Origin of the sequence: Collinsella sp. SGI.184 (genome assembly GCF_050313415.1) — a bacterium.
In the GTDB taxonomy this organism is placed as follows: Bacteria; Actinomycetota; Coriobacteriia; order Coriobacteriales; family Coriobacteriaceae; genus Collinsella.
In genome coordinates this window covers 30069-52746 of record NZ_JBNPLJ010000004.1, presented here as the reverse complement: position 1 = coordinate 52746, position 22678 = coordinate 30069, and the positions used below count along the sequence as shown (strand labels likewise).

18 protein-coding genes and 1 tRNA gene are annotated in these 22678 nt (G+C 59.3%); 10 read left to right on the top strand and 9 right to left on the bottom strand.

All coding sequences use genetic code 11. The features are described from left to right. Window positions 1–135 precede the first annotated feature (135 nt). Together ACQRAJ_RS02220 and ACQRAJ_RS02215 are read left to right on the top strand one after the other, a co-directional pair. The gene (locus ACQRAJ_RS02220; RefSeq protein WP_427727197.1) at window positions 136–1089 is read left to right on the top strand and encodes a helix-turn-helix transcriptional regulator; all 954 of its coding nucleotides are present in this window, start codon (window positions 136–138) and stop codon (window positions 1087–1089) included. A gap of 258 nt (window positions 1090–1347) precedes the next feature. Beyond that, entirely contained in the window at window positions 1348–3012 is a 1665-nt protein-coding gene (locus ACQRAJ_RS02215) for a C45 family autoproteolytic acyltransferase/hydolase (protein ID WP_427747604.1), read from the top strand. Between the two features lie 324 nt (window positions 3013–3336). On the opposite strand, the gene ACQRAJ_RS02210 is transcribed toward ACQRAJ_RS02215, so the two are convergent. Beyond that, window positions 3337–3413, bottom strand: a tRNA-Met gene (locus tag ACQRAJ_RS02210). Between the two features lie 197 nt (window positions 3414–3610). Between ACQRAJ_RS02210 and ACQRAJ_RS02205 the strand changes: the two genes are divergently transcribed. Next, window positions 3611–4384, top strand: a complete 774-nt coding sequence (locus ACQRAJ_RS02205) for a type III pantothenate kinase (RefSeq protein ID WP_427718022.1) — start codon at window positions 3611–3613, stop codon at window positions 4382–4384. 109 nt (window positions 4385–4493) lie between these two features. On the opposite strand, the gene ACQRAJ_RS02200 is transcribed toward ACQRAJ_RS02205, so the two are convergent. From ACQRAJ_RS02200 to ACQRAJ_RS02185, 4 genes are all read right to left on the bottom strand, one after another. Continuing rightward, a complete protein-coding gene (locus ACQRAJ_RS02200) occupies window positions 4494–5690 on the bottom strand; it encodes an ATP-binding protein (protein ID WP_427747603.1) in 1197 nt (398 codons plus the stop codon). A gap of 263 nt (window positions 5691–5953) precedes the next feature. Continuing rightward, window positions 5954–6655, bottom strand: a complete 702-nt coding sequence (locus ACQRAJ_RS02195) for a hypothetical protein (protein WP_427747602.1) — start codon at window positions 6653–6655, stop codon at window positions 5954–5956. After that, window positions 6656–8383, bottom strand: coding sequence for a dihydropteroate synthase (gene folP / locus ACQRAJ_RS02190; protein WP_427747601.1), 1728 nt, complete (start codon window positions 8381–8383; stop codon window positions 6656–6658). It lies immediately after the preceding gene. 94 nt (window positions 8384–8477) lie between these two features. Then, entirely contained in the window at window positions 8478–9230 is a 753-nt protein-coding gene (locus ACQRAJ_RS02185; RefSeq protein ID WP_427747600.1) for an NAD-dependent protein deacylase, read from the bottom strand. 136 nt (window positions 9231–9366) lie between these two features. Here ACQRAJ_RS02185 and ACQRAJ_RS02180 point away from each other — a divergent pair, with 136 nt between their 5' ends. Further along, window positions 9367–10185: an exodeoxyribonuclease III gene (locus ACQRAJ_RS02180; RefSeq protein WP_154516667.1), complete on the top strand. Its 819-nt coding sequence runs from the start codon at window positions 9367–9369 to the stop codon at window positions 10183–10185. A 535-nt stretch (window positions 10186–10720) separates the two neighbouring features. Here ACQRAJ_RS02180 and ACQRAJ_RS02175 read toward each other — a convergent pair. Genes ACQRAJ_RS02175 through ACQRAJ_RS02165 form a run of 3 tightly spaced genes read right to left on the bottom strand, consistent with a single transcriptional unit; the run spans window position 10721 to window position 13960 of the window. After that, window positions 10721–11434, bottom strand: coding sequence for a DUF6580 family putative transport protein (locus ACQRAJ_RS02175; RefSeq protein ID WP_427747599.1), 714 nt, complete (start codon window positions 11432–11434; stop codon window positions 10721–10723). Window positions 11435–11438: 4 nt separating this feature from the next. After that, the gene (locus ACQRAJ_RS02170; RefSeq protein WP_427747598.1) at window positions 11439–13058 is read right to left on the bottom strand and encodes an ABC transporter ATP-binding protein; all 1620 of its coding nucleotides are present in this window, start codon (window positions 13056–13058) and stop codon (window positions 11439–11441) included. Window positions 13059–13081: 23 nt separating this feature from the next. Next, window positions 13082–13960 (bottom strand): energy-coupling factor transporter transmembrane component T family protein, encoded by an 879-nt coding sequence (locus ACQRAJ_RS02165; protein WP_427747653.1) that lies wholly within the window; start codon window positions 13958–13960, stop codon window positions 13082–13084. 205 nt (window positions 13961–14165) lie between these two features. Here ACQRAJ_RS02165 and glmU point away from each other — a divergent pair, with 205 nt between their 5' ends. The 6 genes from glmU to gltA all read left to right on the top strand — a co-directional run bounded on the left by glmU (window position 14166) and on the right by gltA (window position 21918). Beyond that, window positions 14166–15578: a bifunctional UDP-N-acetylglucosamine diphosphorylase/glucosamine-1-phosphate N-acetyltransferase GlmU gene (gene glmU / locus ACQRAJ_RS02160; RefSeq protein ID WP_427747597.1), complete on the top strand. Its 1413-nt coding sequence runs from the start codon at window positions 14166–14168 to the stop codon at window positions 15576–15578. Window positions 15579–15771: 193 nt separating this feature from the next. Beyond that, window positions 15772–16758 carry a ribose-phosphate diphosphokinase gene (locus ACQRAJ_RS02155; RefSeq protein WP_154516678.1) on the top strand — a complete coding sequence of 329 codons (987 nt, stop codon included), beginning with the start codon at window positions 15772–15774 and terminating at the stop codon, window positions 16756–16758. Between the two features lie 746 nt (window positions 16759–17504). Next, window positions 17505–18341, top strand: coding sequence for a hypothetical protein (locus ACQRAJ_RS02150; RefSeq protein WP_427747596.1), 837 nt, complete (start codon window positions 17505–17507; stop codon window positions 18339–18341). Between the two features lie 348 nt (window positions 18342–18689). Then, window positions 18690–19319 carry an aminoacyl-tRNA hydrolase gene (pth, locus tag ACQRAJ_RS02145; protein WP_427717993.1) on the top strand — a complete coding sequence of 210 codons (630 nt, stop codon included), beginning with the start codon at window positions 18690–18692 and terminating at the stop codon, window positions 19317–19319. A gap of 359 nt (window positions 19320–19678) precedes the next feature. After that, a complete protein-coding gene (locus tag ACQRAJ_RS02140) occupies window positions 19679–20518 on the top strand; it encodes a sulfide/dihydroorotate dehydrogenase-like FAD/NAD-binding protein (RefSeq protein ID WP_006235793.1) in 840 nt (279 codons plus the stop codon). Beyond that, window positions 20509–21918: an NADPH-dependent glutamate synthase gene (gene gltA, locus ACQRAJ_RS02135; RefSeq protein WP_427728860.1), complete on the top strand. Its 1410-nt coding sequence runs from the start codon at window positions 20509–20511 to the stop codon at window positions 21916–21918. The genes ACQRAJ_RS02140 and gltA overlap by 10 nt, the downstream gene beginning before the upstream one ends. 127 nt (window positions 21919–22045) lie before the next feature. On the opposite strand, the gene ACQRAJ_RS02130 is transcribed toward gltA, so the two are convergent. Continuing rightward, window positions 22046–22669 carry an AAA family ATPase gene (locus ACQRAJ_RS02130; RefSeq protein ID WP_427717988.1) on the bottom strand — a complete coding sequence of 208 codons (624 nt, stop codon included), beginning with the start codon at window positions 22667–22669 and terminating at the stop codon, window positions 22046–22048. Window positions 22670–22678: the final 9 nt, after the last annotated feature.

Below are 22678 nucleotides of genomic sequence, written 5' to 3'. Positions count from 1 at the left end.
GATGCTGAAGAGGTTGCGGGAAAATGCTTGCTTACTAGAAGCAGAGCAAGGAGATCCAGAAGACGGATTGCGGACAAATGATATGAATTAAATAGGGCACTGCGCGCTATAGAAGGAAAAGGGTGGTGGGTCCTGATGCTGGTACTGTCTGCTGTTTTAAGTTTATTAATAAAATCTGGCTGTGTAATCTGTGCAGCCCTTTATTTAATCCTCTATATCGGAGGTCAAAAGAAGGAATATCTGTATATCGCTCTGTTTATGCTAAGCCAGTACTTGATTGAGCTAATAGTTCGAGGATACGAAATTAGTTCGCCCCTTTATTATTACTTTCATAATTTTTTTTCGGTGCCCGTAGTAATCAAGTCGCTATTATATTTCGCCTGCGCCTTTCTCATATGTCATTTATTCAAGGGGGCTGTTGGAGGGTCAAAAACATGGATATTGACATTGGTGGAAGCGCCATTGTTCATCTGGCTCATCATGTTCCCTTTGTTAAAGGTGCGTACAGGATTCTTGTATATTTGTTATTTATTGCCATTCCAGCTTCTGGTTATCGTACTAGCCTTTATCGGTAGCAGGTCCTTTGGCAAAACAGTGCATAAGAGCATGTTTTTAAGGTTAGATATGTTCTTGCGACTGGTTGGAATCCTTGGATTAATGACTGTCTTTGAGGATATTCTTACGGGGTTACATTATGGGCTAAATAATGATGTTGCAAGCCTAGTAACTAGCGGCGCGATTCGAAGCCGCAATTTTGGCGAAAGCGTCTCCCAGATAGTTGTTGCCGCATATCTTATTGTTGTTGCGGCGCGTTTTCTTGTTGACAAGATCACAGTGAAACCGATTAGCTATGAAGCCTTGACAGGAGAGCTTTCGGAAGAAATCATAGACGCCTATGCGACATCTATTGGCCTTAGTCTCAGAGAGCGAGAGATTCTGGGATTCTTGCTCAAGGAGAAAAGCACACAGGAGATATCCGAACTGTTGTTTATTTCGACTGGCACCGTCAAATCTCATACACATAACATTTACCAGAAGGCCGATGTTAGCAACAGGATGCAGTTGCTGCAGAAAATCAGATGTTCATAACGTTGATTACGTTGGGCTAATCAATATGAATCCCGCTTCCTTTTGTTTATACAGTTTAGCGCTTTATGAACCCTGGTTCATAAAGCGCTAAACCAGGGTATAGGCTAAGATTGAACATATTTATCGAGACCAGTTCATGTGAAAGCGGATTGGAAAACTACATAATTTTGTCATTGGGTTGTCGGCAACGAGGGGCCTTTGCTTTAGCCATCAAGTTATCGGCAACACGGAACCTCTGAAAGAGAAGGTGACAAGATTATGAGAAGAAAGATAGCCTGCGTATTGTGTTGCGCCAGCCTATGTTTAAGCATGGTGGCAGGCCCAGGATGTTCTGCAAATAATACGCAAGGTGGGTCATCAGACGGCGCGCTGGCAAATGCCGGATCAACTTCTGAAAACGAAGAGTTTGACGGGAAGTTCGATGCAACCGTCAACGCAGGAAATGCGCAAGAAGTTGTGTATGTAAATGGCTCTTGGTTTGACATGGGAAAGCAGTATGGCTTACAGCAAAAGGATCAGTTAGAAAATAACTGGACAGCTGTAATGTCTTCAATTTATGCAGAGGCAGACGATGCCGCATATAACGAAGCTATGGGTAAGATTCTGAAACATTATGAAGAGGATGATCCATCTGTATTTGATTTCTTGTCGGGAGTAGCTGAGGGGGCAGGAGTCTCAAAGGAAGATGCAGTAGTTGCAGTTATGGGCTCATCTGTTCTTAACTATGACCTCATGATGCATTTTGATCCAGAGAGCTCAAATGATCCAGAGCGTTCAAAAACATGTATGAATGTATCTGCTTGGGGAAGTATGACTCAGGATGGTCATCATCTTGGAGCTGCTAATCTTGATGCAGTCAGCACAACACCCGCCGCAATGTTCTCGAGCATGGTTTCTTATCCGAAACATGGCAATGCAGTCATTGCATCAGGTGGATTGCAGGGAAATGCGTTCATGAACTCTAAGGGCCTTATTATTACCTATGCCGGAGGGCCTACGGCATCGCCAAGCGATGATGCTAAGACAATCGATAGGGAAGGCACCTTCCTCGATACTTTGTTTGCTTATTGGTACACAGCCACAAAGTGCGATACGGCAGACGAAGCAGTCAAAATGCTTACGAAAACTGAGTGGATTCACACGGGTAACATCAACGTTTCCGACAACAAGGGAAATGCGTATCTCATCGAGCAAAAAGATAATGCATATGTAGTACGCAAAGCCGGTGACTACGGTGAGACGGACTATCTAATTGCAGCGAATCATTTCAAGGATGAGCTCTGGATGAATGATTCATATGAGGCATATCCGGATAGCGTGCCAAGAGCCAATACTCTAGAAAAGGTTATGCAGGACGAGAGCGGCAGCGTTACCCCACTCACGCTCGCGAACGGACTCGGAAGCATTCGTTACTATGACGAGGGCAAATGGAGTGAGGAAAATTGGGACTTCGGTGGTTTCTATCAGTTCCACTCTCCAGAAGGCGATGACATAGAATTCAAGACAATTTTCAGGACAATTTTTGATGCAACTGATCAGGAAATGTATGTCTTGAGAGGTCATGACGAGAAATTCCGTTCAGACGTTCCCTATGGTACAGCTAATTACTACAGGCTTACTCTCGGAAAGAACATGCAGGCCACTAATAAGAGCGCAGAAGTCGACGCGCGTATTGCGGTAAGAAATGCAGGAGCTGAATTGTATAAGAAGGGCTCAGTGGATGACGAGTCCATGGAGTATTACAATAAGGCTGCTGAGGCGGTACACACGGGATGCAATTACACCACTATGGCTGATTGCGCCAATGCGAAAGGCGATAAGGAGCAGGCTGCGATTATGTATGGCCTTGCTACTTCGCAGTTTGCCAATGCTCAGCGATACGCACAGGCATCTTATACTACTGAAAATGTAATTATTCAATAATCTTGCGTAACGCTCAGCTCGTCATTTAAAGAAAGCGGAAGTGATCTCGAACCCTCCCTAAAGATAACGCTCGAGATCACTTCCAAGATGTACCATCATGCCGATCATCTCGGCATGATGGTATTTTTCGTTTATTCGCGCTGCCAGGCTTTCCTGCGTCTGACCCGGAGTTTTGATCGTGGAGGCCGGATTCGAACCAACGACCTCCAAGGCGCAGAGATTGACACGGGGGATCCAAAATGCCCGCGCAGCAACTAGCTCGCCGTGCTATTTATCCAAAGAAAAACAGCTCAGAGAACAATGCCTCTGAGCTGCTAAAAGTCTTGGTCGCGGGGGCAGGATTTGAACCTACGACCTCCGGGTTATGAGCCCGGCGAGCTACCAGACTGCTCCACCCCGCAATGTCTGGGCGCCTCATATGCGCAAGAAAGAATATTACTCGGGAGTTCGGTGGACGGCAAGGAAAATCTCGTAGAGCATAATTCCTTCATATTTAAAACCCCTCAGCCCATATCACCGTAAACGAATCGCAGCCGAGCGCCGTCGACAGCACGTATACAATGGTGCGCGTCCTTTTATGCCGAAACCGGGAGTAGACATGCTGCTCGCTATCGATATGGGAAACACGCAGACGGCCATGGGCCTGTTTGACGGAGACGAGCTGGTGCAGTCGTGGCGCATGCCCACCGACCGCTCCTATACCGCAGATGAGATCCATGTGCGCCTGATGGGTTTTTTTAAGATGTACGGCCTTTCGCTCGACGCGGTCGACGCTATCGCCTTTGCGGGCGTGGTGCCGCAGCTCTCGCGCGAATGGCATGCCGTGGCCGACCGCATTGCCGCAGACGCCATCGTCATTGGGCCGCAGACGGCCGCCGTGACCAAGCTGCGCGCGGCGCGTCCCCAGGCCGTAGGTGCCGATCGCGTCGCCAACGCCGTTGCGGCCGAGACCTTCTACGGCGCGCCGGCGATCGTGGTGGACTTTGGCACCGCAACCAATATCGACGTCATCGATGAGGACGGCTATTACATTGGCGGAGCTATCGCGCCGGGCATCCGCATCTCCATGGATGCACTTGCCGCCCGCGCCGCCAAGCTCGCCAGCGTGCCGCTCGAGGCGCCCGAGCACGCCATCGGCCGCGATACCGAGGAGTGCATCAAGGTCGGCGCCGTGGTGGGCACCGCCGCTATGGCCGAAGGCCTGGTCGCGCGCATGAAGCGCGAGCTGGGCCGCGAGGATGCCACCGTTATCGCCACGGGAGGCCTCGCCGGCATCGTCGCCGATTCGACCGATGCCTTCGACGTGGTCGATGGACAGCTCACCATTAAGGGTATCTGCGAAATCTACCGCCGCATGCAGGAGCTGGGATAGGGCAGGAGCTTAAGTCGAGCACGAGCGCGAGCGGCGAACTAGGCAACGCATCGAGCCTATTCCTCAAAAACGAAAAATTTTCAGTTTTGAGGAATAGGCTCGAAGCACGCTACGCCTCACCGCACAGCCACCTCGCCAGGTCCACGATCTGCACTCCGTCGCGGTCCGTGGCCTCGTGATGCGTGCGGGCGAGAATCATCTTGGGGTACGCGTCGCCAATGCTCAGCAGTGGTGAAATCTCGCGTTCAAATGTCTTATCCGAGCTGATGTCGTCGCTCACCTGAATGTAGAGCTTCTCGCTTCGCTTGATTGCTACAAAGTCAATTTCCTTTTTATAGAGTACGCCGACGTATACCTCATATCCGCGGCGCAGCAGCTCGATGGCCACTATGTTCTCGTACACGCGACCCCAGTCCATATCGCGTGTACCGAGCAGCGCGTATTTGAACGCGTGGTCTGCCAGGTAATACTTCTCGCCGCTCTTAAGATATTTCTTGCAGCGAATGTCGTATCGGCGAACTTTATAGAAGGCAAACGCATCGCACAGGTACCCCATGTACGCACCGACCGTCTTGTTCGTAATCTTTAGTCCATCCGCATTTAATGCATCGGTAATGTTGCGTGCCGACGTAATGTTGGAAACGTTGTCCATCATGTAATCGGCAATGCGCAGCAGCGCCGATTCGTTTCTCACGTTATGCCGCTGCACGATATCTCTCACAATGAGCGTCTTAAAGACGTTGGAGAGATATTGATAGCGCTGCTCCTGCAGTGGATAAGGGTAAGAGCCAGACATACCGCCGGTTCTCGCATACCCATCGAAGCCACGGTCGACCTCGCCCTCGTCGCCATAGAGACGATACTCCTCAAACGAGAATGGGAAAACCTCGATCTCGAACGTGCGCCCCGTAAAGAGCGTCGACAGATCGCTCGACAGCAAAAAGGCATTCGATCCGGTAATGAAGATGTCATAATGCTCGGATGCGTGAAGGCTGTTGATCGCACGCTCAAAACCTTCGCACATCTGAACCTCATCGATAAGCAGAAAGTTTTGTTTGCCGGGCACCCGATGATCTTTTACATAAGCGAGCAACGCGTGATACTCGAGCAGGTTCTCGAACTCATCGAGGTTGTAGTTGATATGGATGACATTCGAATTAGGCAGATTTGCCTCCACGTAATCGCGGAGGGCCTCGAGCAATTTTGATTTACCGCTGCGGCGGATGCCCGTGATGACCTTGATATCCGGCACGCCAATAAGACTCGTCAACGTGTCCATATATGACGCTCTATTGATGAGTTTCATCGGGGCCTCCTCGCGGTCTTTTATCTCTATTCCTCAAAAACGAAAAATTTTCAGTTTTGAGGAATAGGCTCTATAGCGAATATACCTCGCGAAAGGCCGAGCTGCCTTAATCCTATTCCTCAAAAACGAAAAATTTTCAGTTTTGAGGAATAGGGCCGCGATGCCACCCTGTAGTCGCGCAAAGACCCTCCCCGGCAGAGGCAGTTCACTCTGCCGGGGAGGGTCTTGTTGTCATCGTTGTCTTTGAGCGCGGGCATCTCGTGTTACAGCCCGCGAATCCGTACGGCCTCGGGCGGAAACTCCTGCTCGCCGGCATCGGTCTTGATGGTCGCGCGACCCCAGATGTCCAGGCCCGCAAACACACCGACCGCAAGCGGCAAGCCGTTGGGCGACACCGCCGCAACCTGGCGGCCCAGCAGCGGCACCATGTCGAAGTACTCGCCCAGCACGGGAGCCAGCGGGCCGGCGGCGCCCTGCGGCGTGTTGGCGACAACCGCCCAGGCGTCCACGCGGGCCAGCACGGCGGTAGTCAGCGCTTCGACCAGCGCTTCGTCAGCCACGTCCACACCGAGCTCGCCCAGCGCCGCGCGCTCAATATCCACCGTCACGGCACCGAACATACCCGCAGCACCGGCGCCACCGTTGACGGCGACGCGTGCAAACGACGTCTCAAACGCGGGCGCGCCGCACACAATATCGCTCGGCCACTGAATGCCCACCTTACCGGCAAGACCCAGCCCCGGCGTCGATGCCGTTCCCGCGAGCGCGTCCATCATGCCCATCGCCGCCACAAACGGCAGGCCATGGAAGGCGTGCATATTCACATCCGGGCGCACGACCAGCGAAAACGTCAACGACGCCTCGCCCACGCTCCAAGCGCACCAGCCCGCGGACACGCCTTCGCGGCCCGCGTCACGTGCCGCGTCGAGCTCGGTACCGGCGGCAACAGCATTCATCTCGATCATCTACATACGCCCCAATTCGCCCACGATATGGCCCACGCGATCCTCGGGCTCCTTGACCTCGACGCCGTTGTAGCGGAAGAACCGCGCCGGGTCGTGCATCAGGTCCTCGAGCGGCACCAGTACAAAGTCGCGTTCGCCAATGAGCGGATGCGGCAGGCGCAGCTTTTTGCCGCCATGGGTCTCGCCATCCATCCACAGCAGGTCCAGGTCGATGGTGCGCGGGCCGTTGACCTTGGCCTTCTTGGATCGGTCGCGCCCCAGCTCGGCCTCGATCTTCATAAGCTCGTCGAGCAGCACCAGCGGCGCCAGCTCGGTCTTGATCTCGATGACGGCGTTGGCAAACGCGTCCTGGCGCGTCTCGTAGGCCGGCTCGCTCTCGTAGATGCGCGAGCAGTTGGACACACAGGTGAGCGGAATCTCGGCGATCATGTCGCGCGCGGCGCGGATGTTGTCGCAACGATGCCCCAGGTTGGAGCCCACAGCCACAAACGCGCGACGCGGCTGCGGCTTGGCAACAGCCCAGTAGCCGTTCAGGAACTGCGCAAAGCCGGTGACATCGTGCACGCGCACGATGTTGGCACCGGCCTGGATAGCGCCCAGGCACACGCCAAATGTGGCGGCATCGCGCTCGGCGGCCTCGGTCACGCCCGAGACGGCGCCCACAAAGCGCTTGCGCGACACGGCGCACATGAGCGGATAGCCCAGAGACGCCATCTTGGCGGTCTCGCGCTGGATGACGATGTCTTCGTTGGCCGTCTTGCCAAAGCCCGGGCCCGGATCGATGCAGATACGGTCGCGTGACACGCCGGCGTGGATGAGCGCGCGGGCCTGATCGGACAGAAAGCCCATGACGCGGCGCATGATGGGCGCCGAATCGGGCAGGGTAAAGCGGCGGAGCTGCGAGGTGGGAACATAAGCCTCCTCGCGGCGGGCGCTGCGGCGCATCATGGCGGCCAAGTGATCGCTGGGCTCCGGCGCAGGCTCAGGGGTTGTGGCGGCCTCGGCGGCAGGGGCAACCTGCTCGGCGGCCGGCGTCTCCTGCTTCTGCTCGCCCGTTGGCTCGGGCGCTGGCTCCGGATCGCCAAACGGCAGCGAGGGCTGCACCACGCCACCCGGCAGTTTGGCCTCCGTCTTGGGCTCGCCCAGCAGCTTGCCACGACGGCGGCGGGCGGGCTTCTCGGCCTCGCGCGCGGCCTCGGCAGCCGCCTCGCGCGCCTTCTCGGCAACAAACGCCGCGGCAGAGGTATCGAGCTGAACCGTTGCATGCGTGCGAGCGGGCGCGGCGACCTCGCCGGCGTGCATCACGATGACGCCGCAGGTGCTCGTCGCGACAAACTCGACCATCTTGGGGTCGGTGAATCCCGTCACGTCGTTGACGATCGAGGCGCCGCAGCGCACGGCCGCCTTGGCAACCGCCACGTGACGTGTGTCGATCGAGACGATGGCGCCCTCTTTGGCCAACGCACGCACAACGGGCAGCACGCGGCGAGCCTCCTCGTCAGGGTTGACCGGGGTAAAACCCGGGCGCGTGGACTCGCCGCCCACGTCGATGATGTCGGCGCCGGCATCGAGCATCGCCAGGCCGTACTCGATGGCGGCATCCGGGTCGAAATGCTCCCCGCCGTCGCTAAACGAATCGGGCGTCACGTTGAGGACGCCCATGATGCGCGGACGGTCAAAGCTGAGCTCGTACTTTCCGCACCGCCATGTCTTGCTGTCGTTCGCCATGAACATCCTCCTAAAATGCCCGCGCCGCCACGCTCGGGCGCAGGCGGCGGGGTCGCTTTGCAATTAGTCTTTCTATTGTATCCGCGCGCGCGGGCTAGAACGCAAACGCGGCAGCGATGTCGCAAGAAATCAGCAGGTCGGCATTTGCATCCTGATCGGTGGGAGCAAGATTGCATATGGCCAGCGTATCGCCGGTAAAGTATCGCGTAAGGCCCGCCGCCGGATACACCACGAGCGAGGTCCCGCCCACAATGAGGGCATCGGCCGCGGCAATGGCGGCAACGGCGTCGGTCAGCACATGCTCGTCGAGCGGCTCCTCGTAGAGCACCACATCGGGCTTAATGCGCCCGCCGCACGCGGGGCACACGGGCACACCCGCGGCGTCCTCGTGCCCGCGGGCGCAAATCCACTCGGCGCTATAGACCGCGCCGCACGACTGGCAAATGTTGCGATGGACCGATCCGTGCAGCTCGAACACGCGCTGCGAGCCTGCCATCTGATGCAGGCCGTCGATGTTTTGCGTCACCACGGCACCAAGCTTGCCGGCACGCTCCAGCTCGGCCAGCTTGGTGTGGCAGCGGTTGGGCTTGGCGCCAAGCGTGATCATCTTGGTGCGGTAGAAGTCGAAGAACTCGGCCGGATGCGCCCCGTAAAAGCTATGCGAGAGCATGGTCTCGGGCGGGTAGGCAAACTGTTGGTGATATAGGCCGTCCACGCTGCGGAAATCGGGGATGCCACTCGCCGTGGAAACACCGGCGCCGCCAAAGAAGACCACGCGCTTGTGGGTACCAAACAGCTCCGCCAGTGCGGCGGAGGCCCGCTTGGGATCCGATATCGCCTGCGTCATATAAGTCCTCCGTCCTTGTTGGTCGGGCAGCGTCGGGCGACATCCCAGCATGCGGCCTTTGAGTCAGCACGCGCGGAGCCCACCACCGCCCCTTTTGCGCTAATCTTAAGCCTGCAAACCCCGTCGAAAGGACACCATGCCTCAGACTTACACTTTCGCCTCGTGGAACGTCAACGGTCTGCGCGCCGTGCTCAAAAAGGACCCGAGCTTTATCCAGATCGCACAGGAGCTCAATGTCGATATCCTGGCGCTGCAAGAGACCAAGCTGCAGGAGGGCCAGGCCGATATCGACCTGCCCGGTTATCACCAAACCTGGAGCTACGCCGAGCGTAAAGGCTATTCGGGCACTGCGGTCTTTAGCCGCCAGGAACCGCTGCGCGTGCTGCGCGCCGATGCGCTGCTGCCTTACGCCGGCGAGGGCGCGGCAGCCGAGCTCGTGGCGCAGGCCGCGACCGAGGGCCGCGTCTGCGCGCTCGAGTTCGACAAGTTTTGGTTTGTGGACGTCTATACGCCCAACGCCCAAAATGAGCTCGCGCGCATCGATGTGCGCATGGCCTGGGACGATGCCTATCGCGGCTTTTTGGCGGGACTCGAGCGCGAGACCGGCAAGCCCGTGGTGACCTGCGGCGACTTTAACGTCGCGCACGAGGAGATCGACCTTAAGAACCCCAAGTCCAACCGCGGCAACGCAGGCTTTTCGGACGAGGAGCGCGGTAAGTTTACCGAGCTGCTCGACGCCGGGTTTACCGATACCTGGCGCGCGGCAAATCCCGACGTCGAGGGCGTCTACAGCTGGTGGAGCTACCGCTTTAATGCCCGCAAGAACAACGCGGGCTGGCGCATCGATTACTTCCTGGTGAGCGACGCCATCGCCGGCAACGTGCGCGACACCGGCATCCGCGGCGACATCTTTGGCAGCGACCACTGCCCCGTCACCCTCACCCTAGAGCTCTAGCACCAGCCGACCCCTCGGGGACGAAGCAAAACGGACCATTTTCACCTCGCGAGGGAATCCACGCGGCACACCCGCCACGAAACTGCCCCATCTACTACGTTTAAGCCACTACCCTCAACCACGGCGAACAACGCAAAAAGAAAACCGCAGGTAGAAAGCCTGCGGTTTTTCATAAAGCGCGGTCATGGTCGGGGGTATCAAGCTAAACGTAGTAGATGGGCTAGTTTCGTGGCAAGCGCCGTCAACTGATTCCCTGGGGACGTCTGGGGGCGGAAGAAAACGGATCGATTTGGCTCTCTGAGGGCCACGACGCCCGTCATATCAGCCGGCCATTCCAAAACTATGCCGGTTTACGGGGCTGAATCGCAAATCCCCAACCAAACGCAATTCAAGCAAAATAAAACCGCAGGTAGACGGATCGTCTATTTTCGGAAAAAGCCGGTATGGTCTGCCTGGGCCAATCTAGCCCCGTAAACCGGCATAGTTTTAAAATGTCACTTCAACAGTATTGATTCTCGCCCCGGCGCAACCGCCACTACAGCCCGTATTTCACGACGACACGGTTAATGCGACGACACCAAGGTTTGTAGAGAGCGGCCAAGAACAAGCAGGTCGCAAGGCCGTGTGTGATATCGAACGGTACCGCCGTGGCAAGACGCGCCACGGCGCCCGCCCACGTGAGCGGTTGCACAAAACCGATGATGTCGTAGGCGTTAATCACGGCGCCATAGAGCAGGCCCGACGCAAAGCCGTACGCCATCAGCGCTGGCATGCGCACGGTGCCGTCGGCGCGGTCGAACGCACCCGCATACGCCAGCGCACCGCCAACATAGCCGACCAGACCCCAGGCATACATCTGCCACGGTGTCCACATGCCCTGCCCAAAAAAGAAATTGCTGGTCAGCGCCGCCAGCGCGCCAACCATAAAGCCGTTACGACGACCGAGCGTCGCCCCGGCGATAATGGCGATGGCGCTCACGGGTTTAAAGTCGGGAATGGGGCCAAACAAGATACGCCCCGCCGCGGCCAACGCCGCCAGAACCAGCGTGGGCATAATCTGGCGCAGGCCCGGTCGCGACGCCTCGTAGCCCGCAAAGAACAGCGCGAGCACCAGCGCCACCACGACAAGCATGGCAAGCGCCGCCTGCTCAACGCCTGCCAGCAACGCCGCGGCCATTACCGCTGGCACCGCCAGCAGCAGTGGGATCTCCAGTTTTGCGAGTAGGCGCAAGACGCGATAATTCGCCATCCCATCACGCCCTATAAAACACATTGTCGGCAAAAAAGTCGGCGGGCGGCTCCATGCAGGCAATCTCACCGTCGAACATCATGGCAATGTCATCGGCAACCTGCTCGGCAAAACCCAGATCGTGCGTTGCCATGATGACGGTACCGCCAGCCTCCGCATGGTCGCGCAGGGCGCGGGCGATGATGCGACGGCTGGCCAAGTCCAGACCCTTGGTGGGCTCATCGAGCAATAGCAGCTCGGGGCCGATCAACAGCAGCTTTGCCAACGCAAGCAGCTGGCGCTGCCCGCCCGAAAGATCGTACGGATGGCGCCCATCCAAGCCGGACAATCCCAGACTCGTCGCGCGCTCTCGCGCCATAGCCTCGTCATATCCGCAGGTCGAAGCCCATTCCATCAGCTCCTCGCGCACCGTCTCGGCAACCAGCAGCGCCTTGGGATTCTGAGGCAGCAGTGCCGCCGAGGCCGCCCCGCGCTCCATATGCCCACGCTGCAACTTGACCGTCTTGGCCAGCACCGAAAGCATTGTCGACTTACCGCAGCCGTTACCGCCCACAACAGCATGCACCGCGCCTGCCGAAAACGACGCATCGAGCCCGCGCAGCACCCAGCCGGACGCTCGATCGTAGCGAAACCAGCCCCCTGCCAGGGTGGTAGCCGACCCAGCGTGCATTTTTGGGAGTATTCGGCATCCACCGGCGCACGACGGCGCCCCCGAGTCGTCTTGCGACAGGATTTGCGCCTCAAATTCAGCCGATTTGTCCGATTTCGGTCTTTTTTTTGCGCCCGGAGCGCCCACGCGCGGGTCCAAATAGCCCGGCCGGCCACTGGCGCTGCTGAAAACTCCGTTTTTTGCACGCCGCGAGCCACCCCACCCTGGCACCTCGCCAGAAAACAGCTCTTCGCGATGCCCCAAGGAGGCGATGTCAGCGACCTCGCATACGCGCCCGCCCTCAATCCGATACGCGCACGTCGCGTATTCGAGCATCGGGCGCGGCTGGTGCGTTGCCACAACAACCGTGCAGCCCAGCTCGCGATTCACGCGAAACAGCGCATGCAGAAAATTTTTCTCGGCAACGGGATCCAGTTGGGACGTGGGCTCGTCGAGCAGCAGCACGCGAGGGCGCAACGCCAGCACGGCTGCCAGCGACAGCAGCTGCTTGCGTCCGCCCGAAAGCGTATCGGTATCGCGGTGGAGCCAATCCTCCACCCCAAAGAAATAACTGGTCTCGGCCACGCGACGACGCATCTCGTCGCGTGACATGCCTAAGTTTTCCAGGCCAAACGCCATCTCGTGCCACACGGTTTCGCACACAATCTGGTTCTCGGGGTCCTGAAACACATAGCCCACGCGCTCCGCGGACGCGCGAACGTCCATGTCGGCAACGCTTTCGCCCAGCATGCGCAGCTCGCCGGAGCATTCGCCCGCCGGCGAAATCTCGGGCTTGAGCAACGAGAGTAATGTCGACTTGCCCGACCCGGTACCACCGACAAGCAACGCAAACGTCCCTTGGGGAACACGCCAATCGAGCTCCTCGAACACCGGCACTTCGGCCCCGGGGTAGGCAAAGCGCAGGCCCCGCACTTCAATCGCCGGTATATCCGAGCCGCACACCGCGTCCGCCATGATGCTCCCGTCCAACCGAGCCATCAGCCAAACCTCTTCTCGTCAATCGCATGCACCACGCAGGGCAGCGCCATCCAGGTCGCGTATACAACATAGCCAGGCCACGGCGCTGGCACCGAAAGCTGCGGGTAAAACGAATACTGCATCGTCGCGGTCCACGCCACTGCCGCCGTGGCCACGCCAAACAGCGCAAGCCCAACCAGCGCGGCAACGTCGCCGCGCGCCAGCCGATACCGCACGTACGTCGTGCGACGCGCCGCGGCGCCCCACCCACGGGAGCGCATGGCGTCCGCACGCTCCAGCGAATCTTCCATGCCCCAGCCCATCAACACGCTCGATGCCCGTAGGCGCGAACGCACGGGGTCGGCCGGCGCGCGGCCCGGCACATCAATCGCATCCTGCACCGCCAGCACCGTGCGACCGCGACGCAAAAACTGCGGGATAAGCCGCATACACATCGAGATCATGAGCGCGATCACCGGCGCGGCATTACCCAAAAGCGCAAGCACCTTGTCGTAGCTAAGCATCGATGCCGCGGCCTCAAACCACAGCACGCTCGCCACAAACAGCCCGCCCATGCACAGGCCGTATACCATGCTCTCCAGATACACCGCGCGCATGCCAATACGGAACAGTTCCGTCGAGCCCGAAGCGCTAAATAACGGGTTGAGCACCGCGATAATCAAAATCACCGGCAGCTGCCAGCGAAGCGCCCCCAACGTGCGTGCGACGCCGCGCGTCGCAAACCCATACGCCAGCCCGCCCGCAAGCGACAGCGCAAGCAGCACCGGTTGCATCGAGAATATGGTGAGCCCCAGCGTCAGCACCATGTAGAGCGCCGGCACCGCCGGATGCGACATCGAGAATGCCGCGACGGGCTCGTTGCCCGACTCCTCTCGCATGATATCCACGGACACCCCCATCCCCTCGCTCAAACGCCAACGCCGCAGTGCCGCCGCCATGCACAACCAGCGCAAACATCACGCCGGTGGCACCGACATCGGCCGCCATGCGCCAATCGTTACGCGCTCATCATATGCCTGCGGTATCATATTGCGCCGTGTATCGTTTCCAAACTCACGTGTCTATAACGTAACAGGAGATCACATGGACGCAACCGCAATTATCCTCGCCGCCGGCGAGGGCACCCGCATGAAGTCGAACCACTGCAAGGTTTCGCACAAGATCCTGGGCAAGCCCATGGTCCAGTGGATCGTCGACGCCACCATCAAGGCCGGCTGCAGCCGCGTCGTGGTCGTCATCGGCAGCCACGCCGACGAGATGCGCGCGCTTATCGACGGCGCCTACGCCAACAGCGCCACCAAGGTCGAGTGCGTCGAACAGACCGAGCGCCTGGGCACCGGCCACGCCGTAAAGGTCGCGCTCGAGGCATGCGGCATCATGCAAGGCCCCGTCGTCGTGCTCAACGGCGACCTGCCGCTCATCACCGCCGACACCGTCGCCAAGTTCGCGAAGACCGTCGCCGGCGGCGAGCTCGCCTGCACCGTCATGACCATGACCCCGCCCGATCCCTTTGGCTACGGCCGCATCAAGCTGGGCGCCGACGGCCAGATCGAGCGCATCATCGAGCAGAAGGACTGCACGCCCGAGCAGGCCGCCACGCTGCTCGAGTGCAACGCCGGCTGCTACGCCTTCGACGGCGCGCAGCTCGCCGCCCACATCAGCGAGATCGGCAACGACAACGCGCAGTCCGAGTACTACCTGCCCGACATGCTCGAGATTCTCAAGGGCCACGGCCAGGCAGTCTCCATCTTCCACTGCGACGACTACCGCGACGGCCTGGGCGTCAACAGCCGCATCCAGCTCGCGCAACTCACCGCTATCGCGCGCGACCGCATCAACGAGCACTGGATGGCCGAGGGCGTTACCTTCATCGACCCCACGCAGGCCTGGATCGGCCCCGACGCCGTCATCGGCCGCGACACCGTCGTGTGGCCGCAGACGCATCTGATCGGCCACGTCACCGTGGGCGAGGAGTGCCAGCTCGGCCCCAACAGCCGCCTCACCGACACCACCGTTGGCAGCGGCTGCACCATCGATGAGACCATCGCCATCGAGGCTGTCATCGAGAACGGCGTCGACTGCGGCCCGCGCGCCTACCTGCGCCCGGGCACCCACATGCTCGATGGCTCCAAGGCCGGCACACACGTGGAGATCAAGAAGTCCACGATCGGCGAGGGCTCCAAGGTACCGCACCTGTCCTACATCGGCGACACCACCATGGGTTCCGGCGTCAACGTGGGCGCGGGCTCCATCACCTGCAACTACGACGGCGTGCACAAGCACAAGACCGTCATCGGCAAGGATGCCTTCATCGGTTCCGACACCATGATGGTCGCGCCCGCCCAGATCGGCGACGGCGCGCTCGTGGCCGCCGGCTCCGTCATCACCGAGCCGGTCCCGGCTGACGCACTCGGTCTGGGCCGCGCCCGTCAGGTAAATATTGAGGGCTGGGCCGCCGATTATCGCCGCCGTCTGCACGAGGACGACGAGGTATAACGTTTTACCAAGCATCTAAGGAGCTGTTCCCATGGGAATGGCTCCTTTTTCTATGCTGACCTGCGCGACCGGATGAGTGGTCGGTTCGTGTCCGTTGACGGTAAAGACGTTATCAAGACCCGATAAACCCCGCCGCGCGGTTACAATGCAACAAGGCATCTATATGGCATTCGATATATAAAGGAGAAGGGTAATGCCGATTAATGATCCCGAGAAGTCGGAGAATATGCGCAAGTCCATCCGCGTGTATTCCGGTTCCTCCAACCGTCCCCTCGCTCAGAAGATCGCTGAGTACCTTGGGGTCGAGCTTTCGGGCCTTACGCTAAAGCAGTTCGCCAATGGTGAGATTTACGCCCGCTACGACGAGACCGTCCGCGGCGCCGACGTCTTCCTGATTCAGTCCGTGGCCGGCGGCAACGTCAACGACATGCTCATGGAGCTGCTCATCGCCACCGACGCTGCCAAGCGCGCATCCGCCCGCTCCATCACCGCCGTCATCACCCACTACGGCTATGCCCGCCAGGACCGCAAGGCCGGCCCGCGCGAGCCCATCACCGCCCGCCTCGTCGCCAACCTGCTCGAGCGCGCTGGCGTCAACCGCATCATCACCCTCGACCTGCATCAGGGCCAGATTCAGGGTTTCTTCGATATCCCGGTTAACCACCTGTCTGCACTGCCGCTGTTTGGCCAGTACTACAACGACATGCACTTCGACACCGACAACCTGGTTGTCGTCTCCCCCGACGTGGGTCGCGCCAAAGCTGCTAAGAAGCTCTCCGACATGCTCGGCTGCAGCCTTGCCATCGCCCACAAGGGCCGTCCGCGCCACAACGCCGCCGAGGTCATGGGCATCATCGGTGACATCAAGGGCAAGACCTGCATCATCAATGACGACATGATCGACACCGCTGGCACCCTGTGCGCCAACGTCAAGGAGCTCAAGGCCATGGGTGCCGGCGACATCTACGTGTGCGCCACCCACGGCATCTTCTCGGGCCCGGCCATCGAGCGCCTGAACGACGCCCCCATCGTCGAGTGCCTCGTCACCGATGCCATCCCCGTCGAGGTTGGCGGCAAGATCAAGACCATCTCGGTCGCCGAGGAGTTCGCCGAGGCCATCTCTGCCGTTTACCACGAGGAGCCCGTCTCCACGCTCGTCGGCGGCGACTTCGCGCTGTAATCCAGCGCGCATCGCATCATCTTTGGTGTTTTTGAAGGGTCGGAAGCTCACTTCCGACCCTTTTTTCTGCCCCTCGACAACCCGCCTTGGACAGTTAGTTCAGATTTGTATTAATGTGGCATTCGTTTGGGCCATTTAATGCGTGGAAAGCTCTCTTGCCGGCATAATTCCACTCGATTCCTCCACCTATGGATCTCTTCACCATGCCACTGGCCCCATTTTGCCCACCGAGTCCTTCAACAATGGCAATACACGCCGGCCGCCTAGTACAAATCTGAACTAACTGTCCAGCACCCATCTCAGTAGATGCCTCCAAGGCCAACCCATCACTCCATTCTCCACTTTTCCAAGGCATTCCGTATGATGTCGTTACCGCCCGCGGCGCGCGACGCCCCTTTGAGCGAAAAGAACGGTACGGCCATATCATTTCGCCAACGGCTTAGTACCTTATAGCTATGACAACCGTAATTTCACACCTCTCCGCCCTCCGCGCAATTCGCCGCGCTCGACGGGCGTACTCCGCCCTTCCCTGGGACGCCATCGATGACGAGCAACAGACACAAGCCCTCGTAGATTGCGTTCCCAACAAGGACGCCATAGACTTTGCGGCCCTTGCAATACTTGACGCCTGGAGCGAAGACGACTCCGAGCGTCTAGACCTCTTTGTTGCGAGCGGCAGCAACAGACGGCCCGACGGACGGCTCCTCCAGCACACCATCACCGCCCCTCTCCCCCAGGGCGCGATCATGCACATCGAAGCCGACATCTACGCAACGTCTCCCGCCATGACGGCCATGCTTTGTTCCAAAAATGAATCGGTTGCCAAAACCTTGATGCTTCTCATGGAACTGCTCGGAACCTACTCACTTCCGCCCGAAGCAACTTACCCCATCGCCTACGACGACACGTGGCCCGAGGCCAACAGCTTCGAAACGATGGACGATCTCGATTGCCAGGGCGATCAACCGACACCCGAAAAGCAATCCGAAACCCGCTACGAACAGGCACACTACAAATGCGAGCCCGCCACAACCATCGAAGAGCTCGAGGCGGTCGCACGGTTTGCCAAAAGTAGTTCCTACGCCTCGTTTCGCACAGCTATCAAACTCGCCCGGGCCGGATCCGCATCCCCAGCGGAATCATTGATGTTCGCCGTCCTGGGCGCACCCATGCGCTTTGGCGGATTCGGGTGTTGCAGCCTGCCCATGGGAGGCCTGCTGCTCAACTATCGAATCGATTTCGACACCCTTGCGGTCAACATGTCCTCGGGCATCCCCTACGCCATCTGCGACTTATATTGTCCAGCCGCCGGAGTCGACAACGAATACAACGGAATTGGACATGAGCTTCAAAACGCTCGCATCCACGATGGCAATCGCAACAATGGCCTTAAGGCCATGGGTATCCACGTCCTGGTTATCAATCGCGACCAAATGAAGGACCTTGTTGCACTCGAAGCCTTCGCCCAGACGATGCATCGACTTGCGGGAGTTCGATTCCGCTACCGCATCAAGGGTTATCGCAAGCGTCAGGCCGCCTGGCTCAACACCCTGCGGGCCGGAATCGGCCTCGCGCCGGTCTAAAAGACTTTTACCCAGTGTTACCGAGCATGGCTGGACAGTTAGTTCAGATTTGTATAAACAGACGGCTAATGTCGAGATGGTTTGCCGCCATCCCGGCGCCAATCACCTCATTTGAAGACTCAAAAGATCTGAAATAGCACAAATTGTGCTCCCCAAAGCGCCGTGACAGTTCCGTGGCCCCGATTTTGGCAGTCAAAGATCTCTTGGTTTATACAAATCTGAACTAACTGTCCATCCCGGCTTCCGACGACTGTCCAAACGCCCTCATGCAGCCTCAATCACCCTCCATTTGACAGCAGCAACGGGGTCGCTCACCATAGCAGGCGACAAATCGATGAAAGGAAGCACATGGCAGCTGCACAGCCGCTTAAGATTCGCATGGTTGCCGGACTTGGCAACCCTGGCGATGAGTATGCCGAGACCCGCCACAACGCAGGCTTTAAGGCGATCGACGAGCTGGCGCGTCAGGCCGGCGTCACGTACTGGAAAAACCAGGCCGGCGCCGAGGTCGCGCTCATCAACATCAACGATCCAGAGGAAGAGGGCGGCAAGCGCCAGATTGTGCTGGTCAAGCCGCAGTCGTACATGAACACCTCGGGCGGCCCCATCTCCAAGCTTTGCCGCGAGTACAAAATCAAGGCCGAGGAGCTGCTCGTAATCCACGATGAGCTCGACATTCCGGCCGGCGACGTGCGCGTCAAGGTGGGCGGCGGCCACGCCGGCCACAACGGCCTGCGTTCCATCATCGACAAGATGGGCAGCCGCGACTTTAGTCGCATCCGCACCGGCATCGGCAACCCTCCCGGCAAGATGGCTGTCGCCGACTACGTGCTCAAGCAGCTGCGCGCCCGCGAGGCCGAGGACTTCCAGGACACCTGCGCCCGCGCCGCCGACGCCGCCGGCCTGGCGATTGTGCACGGCGTAATCTATGCCCGCGACCACGTCAACGGCTCCGCCTCTGCCAACGGCAAGCACTAAAACCTACCAAAAAGGGACGTTTATTTTGGCAGGTTTTATATGCGAAAACGCCGCAGCGGCCGCATCGCAATAAACCCTGTGCCGCCATACATACCCAACACCCCAAAAGGGGCCGGCCTCACCGATGTGCAAGGCCGGCCCCTTTTGTCGTTTTATCTGATAAAACCCGCCAAAATAAACCTGTCTCTTTGTGCTAGATCACTTTTCCCGCCTGCCAAAGATACACGTAAGCAACATGTCCATGAGGGTATAATTTACACCGTATGTCTGCACAACGCCTGTGCGCGTACGGTTTTATTCGGGCTGCCGTCCATTTCCGTGGAGGCACGGTTCGGTTGCCCTAACAAGAGAGGGGTTCTATGTATAAGATCCTGGAGAAGACGCAGTTCTCGGAGAAGGTGTTCAAGTTCCGCATCGAGGCGCCTGCAATCGCCAAGCATGCGCACGCTGGACAGTTCCTCATGGTTCGCGCCAACGAGACGGGCGAGCGTGTCCCGTTTACCCTGGCCGGCTGGAACGGTGACGAGGGCTGGGTCGAGTTCATCTTCATGGTGATCGGCAAGACCACCGAGATGCTTTCCACCTACGAGGCCGGCGAGTCGCTGCGCGACGTCGTGGGCCCGCTGGGCGTTCCCACCGAGATGGCCGAGGGCCCCTGCGCCGTCATTGGCGGCGGCGTCGGCCTGGCAATTGCCTTCCCGGTCGCCAAGCACCTGGTCGAGACCGGCCACGAGGTGCACGCCATCATGGGCGCTCGCACCAAGGACCTCCTGCTCATGGAGGACCAGTTCCGCGAGCTCCTCGACGAGGACCACATCCACATCACCACCGACGACGGTTCCTACGGCGAGCAGGGCGTTGTCACCGCTCCGCTGGAGCGCCTGCTGCAGGACAAGGCCGTGAGCCAGGTCTTCTGCGTCGGCCCCGTTCCGATGATGAAGTTCTCGACCCTCACCGCCCAGAAGTACGACACCCCCATCACCGCGTCGCTCAACCCCATCATGGTTGACGGCACCGGTATGTGCGGCTGCTGCCGCGTCGAGGTGGGCGGCGTGACCAAGTTTGCTTGCGTCGACGGCCCCGACTTCGATGCCACCCTGGTCGACTGGGATGACCTTCGTGCCCGCCAGGCCGCTTACCGTTCCGAAGAGGGCGAGTCCCTCAAGGCCTATGAGGAAAAGAGCTGCGCATGCCACTAGTTAACGGTCGTTTCGTTGCCGATATGAAGTCGCCCCGCACCCCCGATAACGAGGAGCCGGCCGCCGAGCGCGCCTGCGACTTCCGCCCCGTCGACAAGGGCTTCACCGAGGAGATGGCGCTGGCCGAGGCCGAGCGCTGCCTCAACTGCAAGAAGCCGTTCTGTGTTGAGGGTTGCCCCGTCAACATCAACATCCCCCGCTTTATCGAGCAGATCCGCGAGAAAGATTTTGGCGGCGCCCTCGATACCATCCGCGAGGACTCCATGCTTCCCGCCATCTGCGGTCGCGTCTGCCCGCAGGAGAACCAGTGCGAGGGCAAGTGCATCCGTGGTAAGAAGTCCGAGCCCGTGGCCATCGGCCAGCTCGAGCGCTTCCTGGGTGACCGCCCCGAGCTCGCCTCCACGCCCAAGATGGCTCCCAAGAACGGCAAGAAGGTCGCCGTCGTCGGCTCCGGCCCGTCCGGCATCACCTGCGCCGGCGAGCTCGCCCGCAACGGCTTTGACGTTACCGTCTTTGAGGCCTTCTTCACCGGCGGCGGTGTGCTGGTCTACGGCATCCCCGAGTTCCGTCTGCCCAAGGCGGTCGTCAAGCGCGAGATTGACGGCCTTGAGGACATGGGCGTCAAGTTTGAGTACAACTCCGTCGTGGGCAACATGGCCACGGCCGATGAGCTGTTCGAGCAGGGCTTCGACGCCATCTACGTGGCGACCGGCGCTGGCCTGCCCAAGTTCCTCAACGTCCCCGGCGAGAACCTGCCCAACGTCTTCTTCGCAAACGAGTACCTCACCCGCGTGAACCTGATGAAGGCCAACAAGTTCCCCGAGTACGACACCCCCACCAAGCACGGCAAGAACGTCGTCGTCTTTGGCGGCGGCAACGTGGCTATGGACGCTGTCCGTACCGCCAAGCGCCTGGGCGCCGAGCACGCCATCATCGCCTACCGTCGTACCGAGGACGAGATGCCCTGCCGTCGCGCCGAACTGCACCATGCTAAGGCCGAGGGCGTCGAGGTTCTGCCGCTCGTCTCCCCGCTCGAGTTTGTCGCTGGCGAGGACGGCTCCGTGTGCGCCGTCAAGGTCCAGAAGATGGAGCTCGGTGAGCCCGACGAGTCCGGCCGTCGTCGCCCGGTGCCCATCGAGGGCGCCATCGAGGAGATCCCCTGCGACGTCGCGATCTCGGCTATCGGTACCAACGCCAACCCCTTCGCTGCCAAGATCGGCGGCAAGATGGAGCTCAACAAGTGGGGCTACATCGTCGCCGACGAGGAGACCGGCCAGACCACCGATCCCCGCATCTGGGCCGGCGGCGACATCGTTACCGGTGCCGCTACGGTCATTCTGGCGATGGGCGCCGGCAAGAAGGCCGCCGCTTCCATCACCAAGAGCCTGCTGGGTGAGTAATCACCTGCAGCGCTAACCACCAAACGGCAAAGTCCCCGTCGGGCACACGCCCGGCGGGGACTTTTTCTATGCCGGCCGCCCGATCACCATAAAGGGAACGGGCACCTTTGTGATGGCTTTTGGTCGGCTAGCCTTCGAGCTGCGCCACCTTGTAGCGGTAGGCAGCGGCTATGACGTCTTTGCAGCCCTCGCGGCCCAGCTTGGCGCGGTTGACGACGATATCCTTGCCGCTCGTCATTTTCCACTTTCCGGCGCTGTAGCGCTTATAGAACGCCTCGCGTGCCTTCTGCTGCTGCTTGACCAGCTTGGCGCCCTTCTTTTTGTTGAGCCCACGCTTCTTGCGCACGATCTCGACGCGGTCCTCAAAGGGTGCGGTCACCAACACGGCAATGTGATTAGGGTTGTTACGCAGCAGGTAATCGGACAGGCGACCCTCGATAATGCAGCTCTCGGTCTCGCCCAGGTCCAAAATCACCTGGCTCATCTTTTGGAACAACTTGTCCGAGTACGAACGCGCATCGTAGCGGTCGGGCAGAAACGCCATGTTCTCCACGGCCAGACGCTCGTCATAGGCGGCCATCTTATCGAGCGACTCACCCGCGCGCATCGACGCACGCACCAGCAGCTCGTTGTCGTACAGCGGAATTCCCAACTCGTTGGCAAGCATGCGGCCAATCTCGTGGCCCTCGGCGCCAAAGTCGCGCGCGATGGTAATGACCACAGGATTCTTCTTGTTCTCCAGATCGCTCATCGCGATTCC